General features: G+C 46.9%; 15 protein-coding genes and 1 pseudogene. 15 read left to right on the top strand and 1 reads right to left on the bottom strand.

Annotated elements, in window-relative coordinates:
- The first annotated feature begins 30 nt into the window (after positions 1-30).
- The 7 genes from dnaE to NYE62_RS14615 all read left to right on the top strand — a co-directional run bounded on the left by dnaE (position 31) and on the right by NYE62_RS14615 (position 10,346).
- Positions 31-3,369 carry a DNA polymerase III subunit alpha gene (gene dnaE, locus NYE62_RS14645; RefSeq protein ID WP_342497023.1) on the top strand — a complete coding sequence of 1,113 codons (3,339 nt, stop codon included), beginning with the start codon at positions 31-33 and terminating at the stop codon, positions 3,367-3,369.
- 139 nt (positions 3,370-3,508) lie between these two features.
- On the top strand, positions 3,509-4,741 hold the full coding sequence (locus NYE62_RS14640; RefSeq protein ID WP_342497022.1) for a malic enzyme-like NAD(P)-binding protein: 1,233 nt from the start codon (positions 3,509-3,511) through the stop codon (positions 4,739-4,741).
- Positions 4,742-5,069: 328 nt separating this feature from the next.
- Positions 5,070-5,942 carry an acetyl-CoA carboxylase, carboxyltransferase subunit beta gene (gene accD, locus NYE62_RS14635; protein ID WP_003152441.1) on the top strand — a complete coding sequence of 291 codons (873 nt, stop codon included), beginning with the start codon at positions 5,070-5,072 and terminating at the stop codon, positions 5,940-5,942.
- On the top strand, positions 5,927-6,904 hold the full coding sequence (gene accA, locus NYE62_RS14630) for an acetyl-CoA carboxylase carboxyl transferase subunit alpha (RefSeq protein ID WP_020956193.1): 978 nt from the start codon (positions 5,927-5,929) through the stop codon (positions 6,902-6,904). Before accD ends, accA begins: the two co-directional genes overlap by 16 nt.
- Before the next feature lie 191 nt (positions 6,905-7,095).
- Positions 7,096-8,055 (top strand): 6-phosphofructokinase, encoded by a 960-nt coding sequence (pfkA, locus tag NYE62_RS14625; protein WP_007408068.1) that lies wholly within the window; start codon positions 7,096-7,098, stop codon positions 8,053-8,055.
- A gap of 39 nt (positions 8,056-8,094) precedes the next feature.
- Positions 8,095-9,852, top strand: a complete 1,758-nt coding sequence (gene pyk / locus NYE62_RS14620) for a pyruvate kinase (protein ID WP_031379141.1) — start codon at positions 8,095-8,097, stop codon at positions 9,850-9,852.
- A 110-nt stretch (positions 9,853-9,962) separates the two neighbouring features.
- On the top strand, positions 9,963-10,346 hold the full coding sequence (locus NYE62_RS14615; RefSeq protein WP_342497021.1) for an FxsA family protein: 384 nt from the start codon (positions 9,963-9,965) through the stop codon (positions 10,344-10,346).
- A gap of 31 nt (positions 10,347-10,377) precedes the next feature.
- Here the strand turns inward: NYE62_RS14615 and ytvI are convergent, their stop codons facing one another.
- The gene (gene ytvI, locus NYE62_RS14610) at positions 10,378-11,493 is read right to left on the bottom strand and encodes a sporulation integral membrane protein YtvI (protein ID WP_342497020.1); all 1,116 of its coding nucleotides are present in this window, start codon (positions 11,491-11,493) and stop codon (positions 10,378-10,380) included.
- A 98-nt stretch (positions 11,494-11,591) separates the two neighbouring features.
- On the opposite strand from ytvI, the gene NYE62_RS14605 reads away from it, so the two are divergent.
- The 8 genes and pseudogenes from NYE62_RS14605 to NYE62_RS14570 all read left to right on the top strand — a co-directional run bounded on the left by NYE62_RS14605 (position 11,592) and on the right by NYE62_RS14570 (position 19,817).
- Positions 11,592-12,056 carry a DUF441 domain-containing protein gene (locus NYE62_RS14605; RefSeq protein WP_003152447.1) on the top strand — a complete coding sequence of 155 codons (465 nt, stop codon included), beginning with the start codon at positions 11,592-11,594 and terminating at the stop codon, positions 12,054-12,056.
- Between the two features lie 125 nt (positions 12,057-12,181).
- Positions 12,182-12,297: pseudogene (locus NYE62_RS14600) on the top strand (N-acetylmuramoyl-L-alanine amidase); the annotation flags it as partial.
- A 162-nt stretch (positions 12,298-12,459) separates the two neighbouring features.
- Positions 12,460-12,870, top strand: a complete 411-nt coding sequence (locus NYE62_RS14595) for a YjdF family protein (protein WP_015240369.1) — start codon at positions 12,460-12,462, stop codon at positions 12,868-12,870.
- Positions 12,871-13,615: 745 nt separating this feature from the next.
- Positions 13,616-14,734: a citrate synthase gene (citZ, locus tag NYE62_RS14590; protein WP_039063400.1), complete on the top strand. Its 1,119-nt coding sequence runs from the start codon at positions 13,616-13,618 to the stop codon at positions 14,732-14,734.
- A 160-nt stretch (positions 14,735-14,894) separates the two neighbouring features.
- On the top strand, positions 14,895-16,166 hold the full coding sequence (gene icd, locus NYE62_RS14585; protein WP_007408075.1) for an NADP-dependent isocitrate dehydrogenase: 1,272 nt from the start codon (positions 14,895-14,897) through the stop codon (positions 16,164-16,166).
- 45 nt (positions 16,167-16,211) lie between these two features.
- Positions 16,212-17,150 carry a malate dehydrogenase gene (gene mdh / locus NYE62_RS14580; protein ID WP_003152455.1) on the top strand — a complete coding sequence of 313 codons (939 nt, stop codon included), beginning with the start codon at positions 16,212-16,214 and terminating at the stop codon, positions 17,148-17,150.
- Positions 17,151-17,365: 215 nt separating this feature from the next.
- Positions 17,366-18,085: a response regulator transcription factor gene (locus tag NYE62_RS14575; RefSeq protein ID WP_014418615.1), complete on the top strand. Its 720-nt coding sequence runs from the start codon at positions 17,366-17,368 to the stop codon at positions 18,083-18,085.
- Positions 18,078-19,817 (top strand): ATP-binding protein, encoded by a 1,740-nt coding sequence (locus NYE62_RS14570; RefSeq protein WP_199022089.1) that lies wholly within the window; start codon positions 18,078-18,080, stop codon positions 19,815-19,817. Before NYE62_RS14575 ends, NYE62_RS14570 begins: the two co-directional genes overlap by 8 nt.
- Positions 19,818-19,891 lie beyond the last annotated feature (74 nt).

Here is a 19,891-nt window from a genome sequence, read left to right as displayed (position 1 = left end):
AAATGAACGTATGGGAAAGGAGTGGCGGCATTGTCTTTTGTTCACCTGCAAGTACATAGCGGCTACAGTCTGTTAAACAGCGCCGCTTCTGTAAAAGAGCTTGTTACACAAGCGAAGGAACTCGGATATTCATCATTGGCGCTGACGGACGAAAATGTGATGTACGGCGCCATTGAGTTTTATAAAGCATGCAAATCAAACGGAATGAAGCCGATTATCGGTCTGACGGCTTCTATATACACGGACGATACGGAGCTTGAAGCACATCCGCTCATTCTTTTAGCAGAGACAAACATCGGATACCAGAACCTGGTGAAAATCTCAAGTGCGCTGCAATCCATGGCAAAGGGCGGCATGAAGCGAAAATGGATGAAGAGCTATCATGAGGGGCTGATCGCCATTACGCCCGGTGAAAATGGCTACATTGAAAGCCTGCTTCAAGCCGGGAAGTTTGAAGAAGCGGTCCGGGCTGCCGAAGGATTCCGGGAGCTGTTCGGAGACGGCCGTTTTTATTTAGGGTATCAGCCGTTTAAAGGACATGAGACGTTATCAGAAGAGATTCTCCGTCTGTCAGCCGAGACGGAAATCGCTGTCTGCGCTGCGGGGGATGTCCGTTATATCAAGAAAGAAGATCAAGGTGCGTACCGCTGTCTGTGCGCTATTAAAGCCGGAGAGAAGTGGGAGGATCAGAGCGGGAATCTGCCGGACTTATACTTGAGGGCGCCTGAAGAAATGGAAGAGCTTTACACGCGGCATCCGGAAGCGATTGAAGCAGCCGCGCGTATCGCCCGGCAATGCCGGGTCGATGTCAGCCTCGGACAGACACAGCTTCCGTCTTTTCCGGCGCCGGACGGCAAATCAGCCGATGACTATTTGGCGGAGATCTGTCATGAGGGGCTGCGCCTCCGTTTCGGCACTCCTGATGAGCGCGCTGTCCGCCGGCTTGAATATGAGCTGGACGTCATCAGGCGCATGAAATTCAGTGATTATTTTCTCATCGTATGGGACTTTATGAAGTACGCGCATGAAAAGGGCATTGTGACAGGCCCGGGAAGGGGGTCCGCGGCAGGCTCGCTTGTCGCTTACTCCCTTTTCATTACCGACGTGGATCCGCTTAAACATTCTCTGCTGTTTGAGAGATTTCTTAATCCCGAGCGGATCAGCATGCCGGATATTGATATCGATTTCCCTGACACGAGAAGGGATGAGGTCATTCAGTATGTACAAAATAAGTACGGGGCCATGCACGTCGCCCAGATTATCACCTTCGGGACATTGGCCGCAAAGGCGGCGTTAAGGGATACCGGGAGAGTGTTCGGAATCAGCCCGAAAGAAGCCGACCAGCTTGCCCGCCTGATTCCGTCAAAACCGGGAATGACGCTTGATGAAGCCAGGCGGCAGTCCGCTCAGCTGAACAGGAGGCTGTCCGAATCCGCCGTTCTTCATAAAGTGTTTCAGATCGCAAGGAAAATTGAAGGTCTTCCGCGGCACACGTCAACACACGCGGCGGGGGTCGTTCTCAGTAAAGAGCCGCTTTCTGAAGTTGTCCCTCTTCAAGAAGGGCATGACGGCGTGTATTTAACGCAGTATGCGATGGATCACTTGGAAGATCTCGGTCTTTTAAAAATGGACTTTTTAGGTTTGCGCAACTTGACGCTTATTGAATCCATTAAAACGATGATTGAAAAAGAGACGAATACGAAAATTGATTTTTCCGAGATTTCTTATCAGGATGAAAAAACGTTCTCGCTATTGTCAAACGGTGATACGACGGGTATTTTCCAGCTGGAATCATCAGGAATGAGAAACGTGCTGAAGCGCCTGAAGCCGTCAAGACTGGAAGACATTGTCGCGGTTAACGCGCTTTACAGGCCGGGACCGATGGAAAATATTCCGTTATTTATCGACCGGAAGCACGGGCGGGCGCGTGTGGAAGTGCCGCACGAGGACGTACGAAATATTCTCAGTGACACTTACGGCGTCATCGTCTATCAAGAGCAGATAATGATGATCGCCTCGCGCATGGCAGGGTTTTCATTAGGTGAAGCGGATCTGCTCAGACGGGCTGTCAGCAAAAAGCAAAAGGACATTCTGGACAGAGAGCGAAGCCATTTTGTTGAAGGGTGCTTAAAAAAGGAGTATTCTGTAGTCACTGCAAACGAGGTCTACGATCTGATTGTAAAATTCGCTAACTACGGATTCAACAGAAGCCATGCTGTCGCATACAGCATGATCGGCTATCAGCTCGCCTATTTAAAAGCGCATTATCCGTTATATTTTATGTGCGGGCTGTTGACGAGCGTCATCGGCAATGAGGACAAAATATCGCAATATCTGCATGAAGCGAAGGGGAGCGGGATTCAAGTCCTTCCGCCGTCAATAAACAAAAGCGGTTTTCCGTTTGCGCCGGAAAACGGAGCCGTCAGATACAGTTTGCGGGCCGTTAAAAACGTAGGCGTCTCGGCAGTGAAAGATATTTATAAAGCAAGAACACATAAACCGTTCGAGGATCTTTTCGATTTCTGCTTTCGCGTACCTGCAAAAAGCGTGAATCGGAAAGCTATCGAAGCCCTTATATTTTCTGGCGCCATGGACGAATTCAATCAAAATCGCGCCGCCTTGCTGGCCTCCGTTGATGTGGCTTTAGAGCACGCTGAACTTTTTCGTGCAGACGATGACCAAATGGGATTGTTTTTGGAAGAATCGTTCTCCATTAAGCCAAAATATGTAGAGGCTGAGGAATTTCCGCTCGTGGACAAGCTTCGGTTCGAAAAAGAAGCTCTCGGTGTTTATTTCTCAAGCCATCCTTTATCCGCTTTCAGGGATCTCCTGAAAAAACGGGGGGCGCAAGCGATCACAGCAGCGCGGCAGATGCCGAAGGGGCAGCTGTCAATCGGCGCTTTGCTCGCGGGCATCAAAACGATTCGGACAAAGACAGGTCAGCATATGGCGTTTCTCACATTAAGCGATGAAACGGGAGAAATGGAAGCCGTCGTGTTTCCTGACCAATATAGAAGGCTGTCTCCGCTGTTAGAAGAAGGCGCGCTTTTATTCGCCGCCGGAAAAATGGAAGAGCGTCAGGAGAAGACACAATTCATCATGTCATCCGCCTCTCTTCTTGAGCAGACGGAGGCAGACAGAGCGCCGTCTGTTTACATCAAAATCGAAGGCAGCCGGCACAATCAGGAGTTTTTGGAAAAGATGAAGCGTATTTTACTGGAGCATAAAGGGGAAAACGGCGTTTATCTTTATTATGAAAAAGACAAGCAGACGATCAGGCTGCCGGATACTTTTCATATTCAGGCGGACCATCAGGCGTTATACCGTTTAAAAGAGCTGCTGGGCCGCGAAAATGTCGTGTTAAAATAGTGGTAACAATAATCGTTTTGTTATACAATTGAAACAATTGTGCTATCTTATTTAAAGATTCTGAAATTTTTCACCTCCAGCGATTGTACCAGTCTATGCGGCAGAATATGTAACAAAGTACTTAAAAGGAGTGTTTAGAATGTCATTAAGAGAAGAAGCGTTACATTTACACAAAGTAAATCAAGGAAAGCTGGAATCAAAAGCAAAGGTAGAAGTCAGAAACGCGGACGACTTAAGCCTTGCCTACTCTCCCGGAGTAGCTGAGCCTTGTAAAGAGATTTATGACGATAAAAACAAAGTATATGATTATACAATGAAGGGGAACATGGTAGCAGTCGTAACAGACGGATCAGCCGTTCTCGGTCTCGGTAATATCGGGCCTGAAGCTTCACTTCCGGTCATGGAAGGGAAAGCGGTGCTGTTCAAAAGTTTCGCGGGCGTGGATGCATTCCCGATCGCGCTTGACACAAACGATGTGGACAAAATCATTGACACTGTGAAGCTGCTTGCACCGACATTCGGCGGTGTCAACCTTGAAGATATTGCGGCGCCGAACTGCTTCATTATCGAAGAGCGCCTGAAAAAAGAAACAAACATCCCGGTTTTCCACGATGATCAGCACGGCACTGCCATTGTAACCGTTGCCGGACTTGTAAACGCGCTGAAATTATCAGGAAAATCCATGTCATCCATTAAAGTTGTGGCAAACGGAGCGGGAGCGGCAGGCATCGCGATCATCAAGCTTCTTTACCATTTCGGCGTACGCAACATCGTAATGTGCGACTCTAAAGGGGCGATTTACGAAGGGCGTCCGGCCGGCATGAACGCAGTGAAAAACGAAGTGGCGAAGTTTACAAACCAAGACCGCAACGACGGTTCGCTTCAGGATGTCATTAAAGATGCAGACGTCTTTATCGGCGTATCAGTCGAAGGCGCGCTGACGAAAGAAATGGTGAAGAGCATGGCGAAAGATCCGATTATCTTCGCAATGGCCAACCCGAATCCGGAAATCATGCCTGAAGACGCGCGCGCAGCCGGCGCAAGCGTAATCGGAACAGGCCGTTCTGATTTCCCGAACCAGGTCAACAACGTTCTGGCATTCCCTGGAATTTTCCGCGGGGCGCTTGACGTTCGCGCGACTCACATCAACGAAGAAATGAAAATTGCTGCGGTTGAAGCGATTGCTTCCCTTGTTACAGAGGAAGAATTAAGCGCTGATTATGTCATCCCGGCTCCATTTGACAAACGTGTGGCTCCTGCCGTTGCGAAAGCTGTTGCGAAAGCAGCGATGGAAACGGGCGTCGCCAGAATTACGGTCGATCCTGAGGAAGTGGCTGAAAAAACAAGACAGCTTACGGTCATCGGCGAATAATAACACAAAAATGAAATGGCAGCGCGTTGGAAAAAAACAACGCGCTGCTGTTCAATATACGGACTGCTGGCATTTTTTTAAGGGCAGGTCTTAAAAAAATTTCAGCAGAATCCTTATTTCTTTTGAAAACGCTGACAGATAAGGCTGAACAACGCTTTTTACGGTATGAAATCCGTCCGTTTCCGTCTGTTTTGCAGCAAAAAATGTCGAATGGAGGATGACACCGTTTGACAAAAAAAGTACAATAGTTTCGGTAAAGTTATTATTAAGTCTATCTAATCGGAAGACATGCAGTGAAGAGAACCCTTCACAAAAGGGAGGTAATCATTTGTTAAAGGATATATTCACAAAAAAGAAAAAATATGCTTCCGTGCCGTCTGAGCAGGCAAAACATGATGTTCCGGAAGGCATTATGACAAAGTGCCCCAAATGTAAAAAAATCATGCTCACAAAAGAGTTAGATAAAAACCTGCGCGTCTGCATGAACTGCGGGCACCATTTCCCGATGAATGCAAAGCAGCGCATTGAAAGCCTCCTGGATGAAGATTCATTCGAAGAATTCAACCAGGGAATGATATCTGAAAACCCGCTCGGTTTCCCGGAATACTTAGAAAAAATCGAAAAAGACCGTGAGAAAACATCGCTGAATGAAGCGGTGGTTACCGGAAAAGGAACCATCAGCGGATTCCCGGCCGTGATCGCGATCATGGATTCAACATTCCGAATGGGCAGCATGGGTTCGGTTGTCGGCGAAAAAATCACGCTTGCAATTGAAAAAGCAAAAGAGGAAAAAGTCCCGTTTATCATCTTTACCGCTTCCGGCGGCGCACGTATGCAGGAGGGGGTCTTAAGTCTTATGCAAATGGCAAAGACAAGCTCTGCATTAAAACTGTTCAGTGAGGAGCAGGGACTGATTATTTCTGTCATGACCCATCCGACGACAGGCGGCGTATCGGCCAGTTTCGCGTCTCTCGGTGATTATAATTTCGCTGAACCGGGCGCCTTGATCGGATTTGCCGGAAGACGTATTATTGAACAGACGATCGGGGAAAAACTGCCGGAAGATTTCCAGACGGCGGAATTTTTATTAAAGCACGGCCAGCTTGATGCGGTGATTCACCGAAACGACATGAAAGACAAACTCGCATTTCTGCTGGACATGCACCAAACAGGAGGTGAGCATGAGTGGCTGCAAGATTAGAATTTGAAAAACCAGTGATTGAACTGCAGACGAAAATCGCCGAACTGAAAAAATTCACCCAAGATTCGGAGATGGATTTAAGCGCTGAAATCGCAAGGCTTGAAGACCGGCTCAGCAAGCTTCAGGATGAGATTTATAAAAACCTGAAGCCGTGGGACAGAGTGCAGATCGCACGCCTTCCCGACCGGCCGACGACGCTTGATTACATTCAATACCTGTTTACCGACTTTTTTGAGTGCCACGGAGACAGAACATACGGAGATGATGCGGCGATTGTCGGCGGAGTCGCCAAATATCACGGCATGCCGGTCACCGTTATCGGACATCAGCGCGGAAAAGACACGAAAGAAAACCTTGTCCGCAATTTCGGGATGCCTCACCCTGAGGGCTACCGCAAAGCGCTTCGTCTCATGAAGCAGGCGGATAAGTTCAACCGCCCGATTATCTGCTTCATCGACACGAAGGGAGCGTACCCGGGTAAAGCGGCGGAGGAACGGGGACAAAGTGAAGCCATCGCCAAGAACCTGTTCGAGATGGCCGGCCTGAAAGTGCCTGTCGTTTGTATCGTCATCGGGGAAGGCGGCAGCGGAGGCGCGCTTGCGTTAGGTGTGGGCAACCGCATGCTGATGCTTGAGAACTCGACGTATTCCGTTATTTCTCCTGAAGGAGCCGCATCCATTTTGTGGAAAGACTCCAGCCTTGCGAAAAAAGCGGCTGAAACCATGAAGATTACTGCGCCCGATTTATTAGAATTAGGAATTATTGATGATATGATTAAAGAAGTGAAGGGCGGAGCTCATCATGATATCAAGCAGCAGGCGGGCTACATTGACGGTATACTTAAAGAAACGTTAAAATCTCTTCTTCAATTGAACGCCGAAGAATTGATCTCACAGCGATATGAAAAATATAAAGCAATCGGGAAAGTTTCGGTTGAGGATCAATATATCGGGGTAAACTGAATAGACGTGAAGCCTATGGCTCACGTTTATTTTTTGTGATTTTTGTGATATTCCTTAAATTTTATTTAAAAACAATTTATTTAATTGTATAATAGGTAAGGTTTCATGGGAGCTCAGGCGTCCCTTTTCATTGTTTTAGGGCAATGATCATGATATGTTTAACATATATATGTTGCTGAGGTGAATAGGAAATGAAGCGTATAGGAGTTTTAACGAGCGGCGGGGATTCCCCGGGTATGAACGCTGCGGTGCGCGCGGTTGTGCGGAAAGCTATCTACCACGACGTCGAAGTGTACGGAATTTATAACGGTTATTCAGGATTAATCAGCGGTAAAATAGAGAAACTGGAGCTTGGTTCGGTCGGTGACATCATCCACCGCGGCGGAACAAAGCTGTACACGGCCAGATGTCCTGAATTCAAAACAGTTGAAGGCCGTGAAAAAGGAATCGAAAATTTAAAGAAACTCGGCATTGAAGGTCTTGTCGTCATCGGCGGAGACGGTTCATACATGGGTGCGAAAAAATTAACGGAACACGGGTTTCCGTGTGTGGGTGTACCGGGTACGATAGATAATGACATCCCGGGAACTGATTTTACGATCGGATTTGATACGGCGCTAAATACCGTAATTGATGCTATTGATAAAATCCGTGACACCGCTACGTCTCATGAGCGTACATACGTTATTGAAGTGATGGGGCGCCATGCGGGCGACATTGCTTTATGGGCAGGTCTTGCAGGCGGAGCGGAATCAATTTTAATTCCTGAAGCGGACTACGATATGCAGGAAATTATCGGCCGTTTGAAGAGAGGGCACGACCGCGGCAAAAAACACAGTATCATCATCGTTGCAGAAGGGGTAGGCAGCGGAGTTGAATTCGGAAAACGCATCGAAGAAGAAACGAACCTTGAAACACGGGTATCCGTTTTAGGGCACATCCAGCGCGGCGGATCTCCAAGCGCTTCTGACCGGGTTCTTGCAAGCCGCCTCGGCGCTTACGCGGTTGAGCTTCTGCTTAAAGGAAAAGGCGGACGCTGCGTAGGTATACAAAACAACAAGCTTGTAGACCATGATATTATAGAAATTTTAGAATCAAAACATACTGTTGAACCAAACATGTATCAGCTTTCAAAAGAACTGTCTATTTAAGGCGGAAGAAGCTGAAGATTTCAGAAGGAAGTGAACGAGTTGAAAAAAACAAAAATCGTTTGTACAATCGGTCCGGCCAGTGAAAGTGTAGAAATGCTGACAAAATTGATGGAAGCGGGTATGAACGTTGCTCGTCTGAATTTTTCACACGGTGATTTCGAAGAGCACGGCGCAAGAATCAAAAACATCAGAGAAGCAAGCAAAAAGCTCGGCAAAAACGTGGGGATTCTCCTCGATACGAAAGGTCCGGAAATCCGCACGCACGATATGGAAAACGGCGCGCTTGAGCTTCAGGCGGGAAATGAAATTATCGTTTCTACGAAACAGGTGCTGGGAACGCTTGAAAAATTCTCAGTTTCTTATGAAGGCCTGGCAGACGACGTGTCAGCAGGGTCTATCATCCTGTTGGATGACGGTTTAATCGGATTGGAAGTGCTAGAATCAAATCCGGAAAAACACGAAATCAAAACAAAAATCTTAAACAGCGGCACGCTGAAAAATAAAAAAGGCGTAAACGTTCCCGGCGTCAGCGTCAACCTTCCCGGAATTACTGAAAAAGACGCCAAAGACATCGTATTCGGTATCGAGCAAGGCGTTGATTTCATCGCTGCGTCATTTGTACGCCGTTCTACGGATGTCCTGGAAATCCGCGAACTGCTTGAAGAGCATAACGCGTCTGACATTCAAATCATTCCTAAGATCGAGAACCAGGAAGGCGTGGACAACCTGGATGCGATCCTGGAAGTATCTGACGGCTTAATGGTAGCGCGCGGAGACCTCGGCGTAGAGATTCCGGCCGAAGAAGTGCCGCTCGTGCAAAAAGAAATGATCAAAAAATGCAACGCGCTCGGCAAACCGGTTATTACTGCGACTCAAATGCTTGACAGCATGCAGCGCAACCCTCGCCCGACACGCGCTGAAGCAAGTGACGTTGCCAACGCCATTTTCGACGGCACAGATGCTATCATGCTTTCCGGTGAGACGGCTGCAGGACAATATCCTGTCGAGGCGGTTCAAACAATGTTTAACATCGCCACACGCACGGAAGAATCTCTGAACTACAAAGAAATTCTGTCTAAACGCAGAGATCAGGTCGGCATGACGATTACCGATGCGATCGGCCAATCAGTTGCGCACACGGCAATCAATCTGAGTGCGGCAGCTATCGTTACCCCTACAGAAAGCGGCCATACGGCGCGTATGATCGCGAAATACCGTCCGCAGGCTCCGATTGTAGCCGTTACGGTTAATGAGTCTGTATCACGCAAACTCGGCCTTGTATTCGGCGTATTTCCGGCAAGCGGCCAAAACGCGAATTCAACCGATGAAATGCTTGAAGACGCGGTTCAAAAATCACTTGACAGCGGCATCGTGAAACGCGGTGATCTGATTGTCATTACAGCAGGTTCTGTCGGTGAATCAGGCACGACGAATCTGATGAAAGTCCACACTGTCGGCAGCATTATCGCAAAAGGGCAAGGCATCGGACGCAAATCTGCTTTCGGTCCGGTCGTTGTTGCAAAAAATGCGAAAGAAGCTGAACAAAAAATGACAGACGGCGCAGTATTGGTTGCTTCAAGCACTGACCGCGACATGATCGCTTCACTTGAAAAAGCATCAGCGCTCATCACTGAAGAAGGCGGTCTGACAAGCCATGCAGCCGTTGTCGGTTTAAGCTTGGGCATTCCGGTTATCGTCGGTCTGGAGAACGCAACTTCAGTTTTAACAGAAGGACAGGTTATCACAGTTGACGCTGCCCGCGGCGCTGTGTATGAAGGCCGCGCAAGCGTTCTTTAAACAGCTTTAAAAAAGAGAGGGGGGTTCTCCCTTCTCTTTTGTCTTTAGGCTGATTTTCCTATTCCCATGCGGGCGGTGACGCGCTTTTAGAAGGGCAGGAGGGCAGAAAAATGAGAGTGTTATTCTTACTGTTTATCGTGTGTCCGGCAATTGAAATCGGTTTGTTTCTGCTGGCGGGAAAATGGCTCGGTATTTTTCCGACCTTCCTTCTCATCATTTTGACAGGCGTGTTAGGCGCCTTGGTGGCAAAAAGACAGGGAACCGATGTGTATCATCGGGTGATGCGCGGCCTGCAGCACGGCAAAATGCCGGGGGAAGCGCTTCTTGACGGAATATGCGTCTTTTTCGGAGGCCTGCTTTTGATGCTTCCGGGTTTTCTGTCCGATATTGCAGGGGCCTGTCTTCTGATTCCGTTCACTCGGAACCGCATGAAGCCGCTTTTGTTCAAATGGCTGAGAGGAATGTCAAAAAACAAGCGGATCATTATCAAATAAAAACGGCAGCCTTCTTACAGGGCTGCTGTTTTTATTTGGACTGAACAGTAATATAGGCCCATATTTCTTTTAAAGCGCCCGTTGTGATAAAGGCCTGAATGAAAACGAGCAGCGCGGGCCCCGCAGCCAGTCCTAAAATTCCGAACAATTTAAAGCCGGCAAACAGAGCGATTAAGGTCGCAAGCGGATCAAGTCCGATTGACTTGCTTAAAATTTTCGGCTCCGTCAGCTGGCGCTGGATAAGAACCACAATATATAAAATACCGAGACCGATCGCTTGAGGAAGCTGACCGGCAATGGCCAAATACATAATCCAGGGAACAAAGACCGACCCGGCGCCGAGATACGGGAGAAGGTCCACCAGGCCGATAAAAAAGGCGATGGTTGCCGCATGCTCAATCCCTAAAAGAAAAAGTCCGATAAAGACAATGATCATCGTGAAAAGTATGAGCACGGCCTGCGCCTTAATAAAACCTGCCATCGCTTTTTTCAGCTCTCCCGATACGGCCTTGGCGTTTGCCGAAACCCGTTCCGGAAGAATGGAATAAAGCAGCGCCTTCAGCTTATGCCAGTCCTTTGTCATAAAAAAAGTCGCCAGCATTGCGAAAATGAAGACGGCAGCTGTATTGGGAAGGAAGGCAATCCATTTCGGCACCAGCTCCAAAAGATGTGAAAGCATCAGCCCCGCATTTTTAGCGGCTGTATCACCGAGGGTCTGGATATGCGTCACGATGGATGCCTGCTGGTTGGTTTCCAGTCCGTTAAATAAGACGGTCAGCTCGTGGTACAATGGCTGAATGCGGGAAGTGAACAGCTCTTCGCAATACGTCATAAAGGCGCTGATATGGGGAGGGAGCGTTTTGGCCAGATAGGCGGTTCCCGAAATGATTTCCGCAACGAGAAATGTCGTCGCGCCAAGAAGAATAAGCAAAAAGAAGACCAGGACAATGACTGTATTGACTGACCGGGGCATCCCCGTCAGTTTGTCCAGCCAGTCAACAACGGGAATGATCGCTGATGACAGAATAAGGGCGATCAGAAACGGATAAGTTAACGGAAATGAGGCGTAACCGGCCGCTAAAGCGCCGCCGGCCGCAGCGAGTACAAACAGCGCGCGGAAAAAAACAGTTGCATAGTGCGGGTTCACATCGATCCTCCTCTCGGTCGGCACGTCCTATTACATTAGTTTATTCGTCAAAAAAAAAGGATATGAATACAGATATGATGAAAGAAGGTGCTTTCAGGATGTTTACACAGGCGAATTTATTTTTACTATTATTGCTGGCCATCGCATTGGTAGCCAAAAATCAGTCATTGCTTTTTGCCGTCGGCTTTCTCATTGTGATAAAAGCTGTCGGTCTTGATCAGAAACTATTTCCGGTTATTCAGTCAAAAGGCATCAACTGGGGGGTCACCGTCATTACAATCGCCGTTTTAGTGCCGATTGCCACAGGTGATATCGGTTTTAAACAGCTCGGAGAAGCGATGAAATCATATTATGCGTGGATCGCTCTCGGTGCCGGGATCGCGGTTGCCTTAATCGCCAAAAACGGTCTCACCTTATTGGAAAACGACCCTCATATTACAACGGCGCTGGTCATCGGCACGATACTTGCCGTCGCGCTTTTCGGAGGCGTCGCCGTAGGCCCGTTAATCGGCGCCGGAATCGCCTACTTGGCCATGCAAATCGTTAAAATATTCACTTCGTAAAGTAAAAAAGCGGCGTAAAGCTGCTTTTTTTGTGGAGAAAATTAGAGTTTGCACTTGCGCATTTTGTAGTTCAGACAAATGCCATTTACATTATTCCGATGAATGAAGCGGCTTACCATGTAACAAAGAGCTTCGGGATTGACGGCGCACATGGAGCGAAAACAGCGATTGCAGTAGATTAAAAGCTGATGGGATTTATGGGCCTGATACCAAAGCAAAACTTGAAGTGTTGTTAAAATAAGCGGAGACCCTTTCCTTCAATTTGAAAGTTTGTTAAATTTATAATGAGAATGAAAAAACACAATTCGGTTGGTAGTCCGGATGCATGATTTAAAATGTCAGTAACCTTCCCCTCCTCGGGATGTCCATCATTCTTCAGTAAATTTAGGAGGAGGGAATCGTTATGAAATTAACGGTTTACTACGATGGTCAGTTTTGGGTAGGAGTCATTGAAGTTGTGAATGACGGGAAATTAAGAGCAATTCGTCATTTGTTTGGACAAGAGCCAAAGGATTCAGAAATAATGCATTTTGTTAATAATCAACTTTTACAGACTCTCTCCCACACTGAACAAGAAGGGGTTTGTGTTAAAGCAAAATCTAAGAAATTAAACCCAAAAAGATTGCAACGACAAGCTTCTAAAGAAATGAAAAATATCGGGATATCAACTAAGGCACAAAAAGCGATAAAACAGGAGCTTGAAGCAAGAAAAGAAAAGAAAAAACAACTGAATAGAAAACAAAGAGAAAAGATAAAGGAACAAAAATATTTAATCAGAAAACAAAAAGCAAAAGAAAAGCATAGGGGCAAATAGTTGGAGAACCCGATGAAGCCCTTCGATTGAAAAGTTGAGCGGCATCAGTTAGTTTCTTCGGACTGATTTAGAGAAAAAAAGTATAAGTCAGAGCCCTTCTCGAGATGAGGAGGGTTTTTTCTGCAATTTATTTAAATTCACTTATATCAGTAAATGAGTCAGTTTCAATTGATGAACGGTTTGATGAGGATATTTACAGCCCGAAAACAGCGCAAATGCAGTCAAACGATTCCAGTCCATGTGCGGGGAGCCAACTAAAACCAAGACCTGGATTTCTGAAGCTGATCCGAACATTGATTCAGTCGAGTAAACAAAATAACCCCCTTCTCCGGTAAAGAAGGGGGTTAAATTTGCGGTGAAGTTGTCGCGCCTGTCCTTTTAAAGTCTCCTCCAAAACTCCCCCAAATGAAAACATGAGAATACATTGTTTTACAAAGCGCCTGAAAGCAAACGATTAAATTTATCAACGCCAAGCCTTGATATATAGGGCTTTTAAAACATTTTTAGTTAAAAGTCTACAAATTAATCAGATTATTGTTTATAATAAGAATAGGCTTAAACTTAAATAAGCTTATAAGAATTTGTTATGTTCCTCTATAAGCATATCGGTTATGTAACCGCAACCAGTGAAATGTAAGCATTTTCTTGAAGGGGAAAGGGAGTGTTTGCATGACTCATTTTAAGTAAGCCGTATGTTTTATATACTCTTTAAAGGGGAATTTTGATTGAAAAGGAGAGGTTGAATATGACAGCAACACGCGGTCTTGAAGGGGTTGTAGCAACAACATCATCTGTAAGCTCTATTATCGACGATACCCTTACATATGTAGGGTACGATATTGACGACTTGACAGAGAATGCAAGTTTTGAAGAAATCATTTATTTGCTGTGGCATCTGCGCCTGCCGAATAAAACGGAACTTGCTGAACTGAAAAAACAGCTTGCGAAAGAAGCTGCCGTTCCACAAGAAATCATTGAGCACTTCAAATCCTATCCCCTCAATAACGTACATCCAATGGCTGCGCTCCGGACGGCGATTTCATTACTCGGTCTGACTGACAGTGAAGCCGATGCCATGAATCCGGAAGCGAACTACAGAAAAGCCATCCGTCTGCAGGCGAAAGTGCCGGGCATTGTCGCCGCTTTCTCAAGAATCCGCAAAGGACTTGATCCTGTTGAACCGAAGGAAGAGTACGGAATCGCGGAGAACTTCCTTTACACCTTAAACGGTGAAGAGCCTTCTCCGATCGAAGTGGAAGCGTTTAACAAAGCGCTCATTCTTCATGCGGATCATGAGCTGAACGCATCAACATTTACGGCGAGAGTATGTGTCGCCACCTTATCTGATATTTACTCAGGCATCACTGCCGCCATCGGCGCTTTAAAAGGGCCGCTTCACGGCGGAGCCAATGAAGCCGTCATGAAAATGCTGACAGAAATCGGCGAGGTGGAAAACGCCGAGCCTTATATCCGCAGCAAAATGGAGAAAAAGGAAAAAGTAATGGGCTTCGGACACCGTGTGTATAAGCATGGAGACCCGCGCGCCAAACACTTAAAAGAAATGAGCAAACGCCTGACGAATCTGACGGGTGAAAGCAAATGGTACGAGATGTCAATCCGTGTCGAAGAAATCGTGACGTCGGAGAAAAAACTTCCGCCTAACGTTGATTTCTATTCCGCATCTGTATACCACAGTCTCGGCATTGATCACGATCTGTTCACGCCGATCTTTGCGGTCAGCAGAATGTCAGGATGGATCGCCCATATTCTTGAACAGTACGATAACAACCGCCTCATCCGCCCGCGCGCTGATTACACGGGTCCGGATAAGCAGACTTTTGTTCCGATTGATGAAAGAGCCTGATCAAACGGGAGGCTGGTGATTTTCATGTCGTTAGCCTCTTGTTAATCAAGCCCGGATTGGTTTACAATTTTGATAGAATCTTGAGAAAAGTCATTTTATTTTCTATACAAGAAAAATAAAATGTTTTCTAAATATGAATTACATACTGGGAGGTAATATTGTGTCACAAGGTGAAAAAATTACAGTCTCTAATGGAGTATTAAACGTACCAAATAATCCGATTATCCCGTTTATTGAAGGCGACGGCACAGGCCCTGATATTTGGAACGCCGCTTCTAAAGTATTGGAAGCCGCTGTTGAAAAAGCATATAAAGGCGAGAAAAAAATCACGTGGAAAGAAGTTTATGCCGGTGAAAAGGCTTATAATAAAACAGGTGAGTGGCTTCCTGCCGAAACGCTGGAAGACATCAGAGAGTACTTCATCGCCATCAAAGGTCCTCTGACGACACCGGTCGGCGGCGGTATCCGTTCTCTGAACGTGGCGCTGAGACAGGAGCTTGATTTGTTTACGTGCCTGCGCCCTGTCAGATATTTCACGGGAGTGCCTTCTCCGGTCAAACGACCTGAAGATACGGATATGGTCATTTTCCGCGAGAATACGGAAGATATTTATGCCGGAATTGAGTATGCGAAAGGTTCTGAAGAGGTTGAAAAGCTGATCAGCTTCCTGCAAAATGAAATGGGTGTTAACAAAATCCGTTTCCCTGAAACGTCAGGAATCGGCATCAAACCTGTTTCTGAAGAAGGCACAAGCCGCTTAGTCAGAGCTGCCATTGAGTATGCGATCGAAAACGGCCGTAAGTCTGTCACGCTTGTCCACAAAGGAAACATCATGAAGTTCACTGAAGGGGCATTTAAAAACTGGGGTTACGAGCTTGCCGAAAGAGAATACGGAGATAAAGTATTCACTTGGGCTGAATATGACCGCATTGTCGAAAAAGACGGAAAAGAAGCTGCTGATAAAGCGCAGAGCGACGCGGAAGCGGCAGGAAAAATCATCGTCAAAGACAGCATCGCTGATATTTTCCTTCAGCAGATCTTAACCCGTCCGAGCGAATTCGACGTCGTGGCGACAATGAACTTAAACGGAGACTATATCTCTGATGCGCTTGCCGCTCAGGTAGGCGGAATCGGAATCGCGCCGGGAGCGAACATCAACTATGAAACAGGGCATGCGATTTTCGAAGCGACTCACGGAACGGCTCCTAAATATGCCGGCCTTGACAAAGTCAACCCGTCATCCGTCATCCTTTCAGGAGTGCTTCTTCTTGAACACCTGAACTGGAATGAGGCTGCTGACTTGATCATTAAATCTATGGAAAAAACGATTGCTTCAAAAGTAGTAACGTACGATTTTGCTAGATTAATGGACGGTGCAACTGAAGTGAAATGTTCAGAGTTTGGTGAAGAGCTAATCAAAAACATGGACTGAACCTAAAGCAGACTTCTAATGAAGCCAAAAAAGGAGAAGAGAATCATGGGAAAAACACGCAGTAAAGTTTCTGTTATCGGAGCAGGATTTACGGGAGCGACAACAGCCTTTCTTACAGCTCAAAAAGAGCTTGCGGACGTTGTGCTCGTTGATATTCCGCAATTAGAAAACCCGACAAAAGGAAAAGCGCTAGACATGCTCGAAGCAAGTCCGGTCCAAGGATTTGACGCGAAAATCACAGGCACGTCCAACTACGAGGACACAGCCGGTTCTGATATCGTCGTCATCACAGCCGGAATTGCGAGAAAACCAGGCATGAGCCGTGATGATCTCGTATCTACAAACGAAAAAATCATGAGAAGCGTCACACGTGAGATCGTGAAATATTCTCCTGACTGCATTATCGTTGTATTGACAAACCCTGTTGATGCGATGACATATGCGGTGTACAAAGAATCAGGCTTCCCGAAAGAACGCGTCATCGGACAATCCGGAGTGCTTGACACTGCACGATTCAGAACATTCGTCGCTGAAGAATTAAACCTGTCTGTAAAAGATGTGACCGGTTTTGTTCTTGGCGGACACGGTGACGACATGGTTCCTCTCGTCCGTTATTCCTATGCGGGCGGCATTCCGCTTGAAACGCTTATCCCGAAAGACCGTCTTGATGCGATTGTAGAACGCACAAGAAAAGGCGGCGGGGAAATCGTCAACCTTCTCGGCAACGGAAGCGCCTACTACGCGCCTGCTGCATCACTGACTGAAATGGTAGAAGCCATTTTGAAAGATCAGCGCCGCGTGCTTCCGACCATCGCTTACTTAGAAGGCGAATACGGTCATGAAGGCATTTACTTAGGCGTACCGACGATTATCGGAGGAAACGGCCTAGAGCAAATCATCGAGCTTGAACTGACAGACTATGAAAAAGCGCAGCTGAGTAAATCAGTTGAATCTGTCAAAAACGTGATGAAAGTATTGTCATAAGAAAAAAGGGAAGGCTTCCGAATCAGAAGCCTTCCTCTTTTTACAATTAATGAAAGCGTTTTCTTTTTCCCTGAGCGATCCTTTCTCTGAAAATGATCAAAAAGGCGAATTGTCTGAACGGGCAGTATTGGATAAAATGAAATCATAAAGTGATATGCAGCACATAAAATAGAGAAAATTGGATGTCGGGGAAAATAGACAGCGGAGGGCGCAGCATGAACAAAAAAATTTTAGTTGTAGATGATGAACAATCTATCGTTACTCTTTTACAGTATAATCTGGAACGGTCCGGCTATGATGTCATTACCGCATCAGACGGCGAAGAGGCTCTGGAGCAGGCAGAGAACGAAAATCCAGATTTAATCGTACTGGATGTCATGCTGCCGAAAGTGGACGGAATCGACGTCTGTAAACAGCTCAGACAGCAGAAAATGATGGTTCCGATCTTGATGCTGACAGCAAAAGATGAGGAGTTTGATAAGGTGCTGGGACTGGAGCTCGGAGCGGATGATTACATGACAAAGCCGTTCAGTCCGCGGGAAGTCACTGCGCGGGTGAAAGCCATTTTAAGAAGGGCCGACATTTCTTCGCTGTCACAAGGCAGAGAAGAGGAAAAGGACGGGCAGATCCTCATCGGCGAGCTGAAAATTCTTCCGGAGCATTACGAAGCTTACTTTAAGTCAGAACAGCTGGAATTGACGCCTAAAGAATTTGAACTGCTTCTGTATTTGGGAAAACATAAGGGAAGAGTGCTGACGAGAGATCTTCTGCTGAGCGCGGTCTGGAACTATGATTTTGCCGGGGATACCCGGATTGTTGACGTTCATATCAGCCATCTGCGCGACAAAATCGAATCAAATACCAAAAAACCCATCTATATTAAAACAATCAGAGGTTTGGGGTATAAACTGGAGGAGCCAAAAATGAATGAATAAAGTCCGTGTGCGTCTGTTCGCTTTACTCGTTGTATGTATCATATTGGTTTTCAGTGTTCTCGGCCTTTTTTTACAGCAGCTTATTTCTTCATCCGCTGAAGAAAGAACGGCGGATCAGCTGAAAAAGGAATCGGTATACATAGCGGGCCTTCTTGACGCCGGCAGAATCGGCAATAAAAGCAATGAAACGGTAATCCGTGACGCCGGCCGCACCCTCGGTATAAACGTCTCCGTGCTCAACGAGAAGGGTGACGCCGTATATCATTCCGGCAGTCGTGCTGATGATTCAGCCGTAAAGGAGTTCATTTCTCACAATAAAAGCGAGGAAGCCGTACAGTCGAAAAGCAAAGTCATCCGCGGCACTGCCGTAAAAAATGACGCCGGGAAAATTGCGGGGTATGTACTCGTTTCCTCTGAGATCAACGGCGGTTCAAGCGTTACCGGAGAAATGTGGGGCATGCTGGCAGCAAGTCTTTGTACCGCTTTTATCATTATCGTTTTCTTTTATACAAACATGACGTCCCGTTACAAAAAATCCATCGACGCCGCGACAAAGGTGGCGACGGAGCTGTCCAAGGGGAATTATGACGCCCGCTCCTACAGCGGTTACGCAAGGCGGTCGGACCGTCTCGGGCGTGCGATGAACAGCCTGGCGGTCGATTTAATGGAAATGACGAGAACGCAGGATATGCAGCGCGATCGTCTGTTAACCGTCATTGAAAATATCGGATCCGGTTTGATTTTAATAGACGGGAGAGGTTTTATCAATCTCGTGAACCGGTCATACACGAAGCAGTTTCATACAAAGCCTGAACGTCTGCTTCGGCGTCTTTACCATGATGCGTTTGAACATGAGGAGATCATTCGGCTTGTCGAAGACATTTTTATGACGGAGACGAAAAAATGCCAGCTGCTCAGACTTCCCATCAACATTGAGCGGCGCTACTTTGAAGTTGACGGCGTTCCGATCATGGGCCCTGACGATGAATGGAAGGGCATCGTCCTCGTCTTTCACGATATGACGGAAATTAAAAAATTGGAGCAGATGAGAAAGGACTTCGTCGCCAATGTCTCCCATGAACTGAAAACACCGATCACCTCGATTAAAGGCTTTACGGAAACACTGTTAGACGGAGCGATGAAAGACGAAAAGGCGCTTTCAGACTTTCTGTCTATCATTCTGAAAGAAAGTGAGCGGCTCCAATCTCTCGTGCAGGATTTACTGGATTTATCCAAGATGGAGCAGCAAAACTTTACGATGCGCGTAGAGTCCTTTGACGCCGCAAAAATTCTGCATGAAATTGAAGCGCTTTTGCGGCATAAGGCTGAGGAAAAAGGCATCAGCTTTCAGCTCGATCTCCCGGAAGAGCCGATTTTTGTGACGGGTGACGCGCACAGGCTGAAGCAGGTGTTTTTGAATCTGGCGAACAATGCCCTGACCTACACGCCTGAAAAAGGGGCGGTGGGAATTTCGGTACATGTGAAAGAAACCGTTGTCGATATCAAAGTGTCCGATACGGGAATCGGCATTCAGAAGGAAGAGATCCCGCGGATATTTGAGAGATTCTACCGCGTGGATAAAGACAGAAGCCGCAACTCGGGAGGAACCGGGCTCGGCCTCGCCATCGTGAAGCACTTAATAGAAGCCCATGAAGGTAAAATCGAGGTCACAAGCGAGCCGGGACAGGGGACTGTGTTTACCGTGACGCTGAAGCGGCAGCCGGAAGCGTGATCAGCTTTACAAAGGATTAACAATTTCTTCATGACCTGTTAAACCTATCTTGTTAGGATGTAACAGAACCCCTT

The sequence above is a fragment of the Bacillus sp. FSL K6-2861 genome, assembly GCF_038630725.1.
Taxonomy (GTDB): domain Bacteria; phylum Bacillota; class Bacilli; order Bacillales; family Bacillaceae; genus Bacillus; species Bacillus velezensis.
This window is presented reverse-complemented; position numbering and strand designations above follow the sequence as displayed.

What these genes read in the sequence shown, in the direction of transcription:
- NYE62_RS14640 (WP_342497022.1), top strand. Translation starts at nt 3,509, where the DNA reads ATGTCATTAAGAGAAGAAGCGTTACATTTACACAAAGTAAATCAAGGA.
- pfkA (WP_007408068.1), top strand. Translation starts at nt 7,096, where the DNA reads ATGAAGCGTATAGGAGTTTTAACGAGCGGCGGGGATTCCCCGGGTATG.
- NYE62_RS14615 (WP_342497021.1), top strand. Translation starts at nt 9,963, where the DNA reads ATGAGAGTGTTATTCTTACTGTTTATCGTGTGTCCGGCAATTGAAATC.
- NYE62_RS14605 (WP_003152447.1), top strand. Translation starts at nt 11,592, where the DNA reads ATGTTTACACAGGCGAATTTATTTTTACTATTATTGCTGGCCATCGCA.
- NYE62_RS14595 (WP_015240369.1), top strand. Translation starts at nt 12,460, where the DNA reads ATGAAATTAACGGTTTACTACGATGGTCAGTTTTGGGTAGGAGTCATT.
- citZ (WP_039063400.1), top strand. Translation starts at nt 13,616, where the DNA reads ATGACAGCAACACGCGGTCTTGAAGGGGTTGTAGCAACAACATCATCT.
- mdh (WP_003152455.1), top strand. Translation starts at nt 16,212, where the DNA reads ATGGGAAAAACACGCAGTAAAGTTTCTGTTATCGGAGCAGGATTTACG.
- NYE62_RS14575 (WP_014418615.1), top strand. Translation starts at nt 17,366, where the DNA reads ATGAACAAAAAAATTTTAGTTGTAGATGATGAACAATCTATCGTTACT.
- NYE62_RS14570 (WP_199022089.1), top strand. Translation starts at nt 18,078, where the DNA reads ATGAATAAAGTCCGTGTGCGTCTGTTCGCTTTACTCGTTGTATGTATC.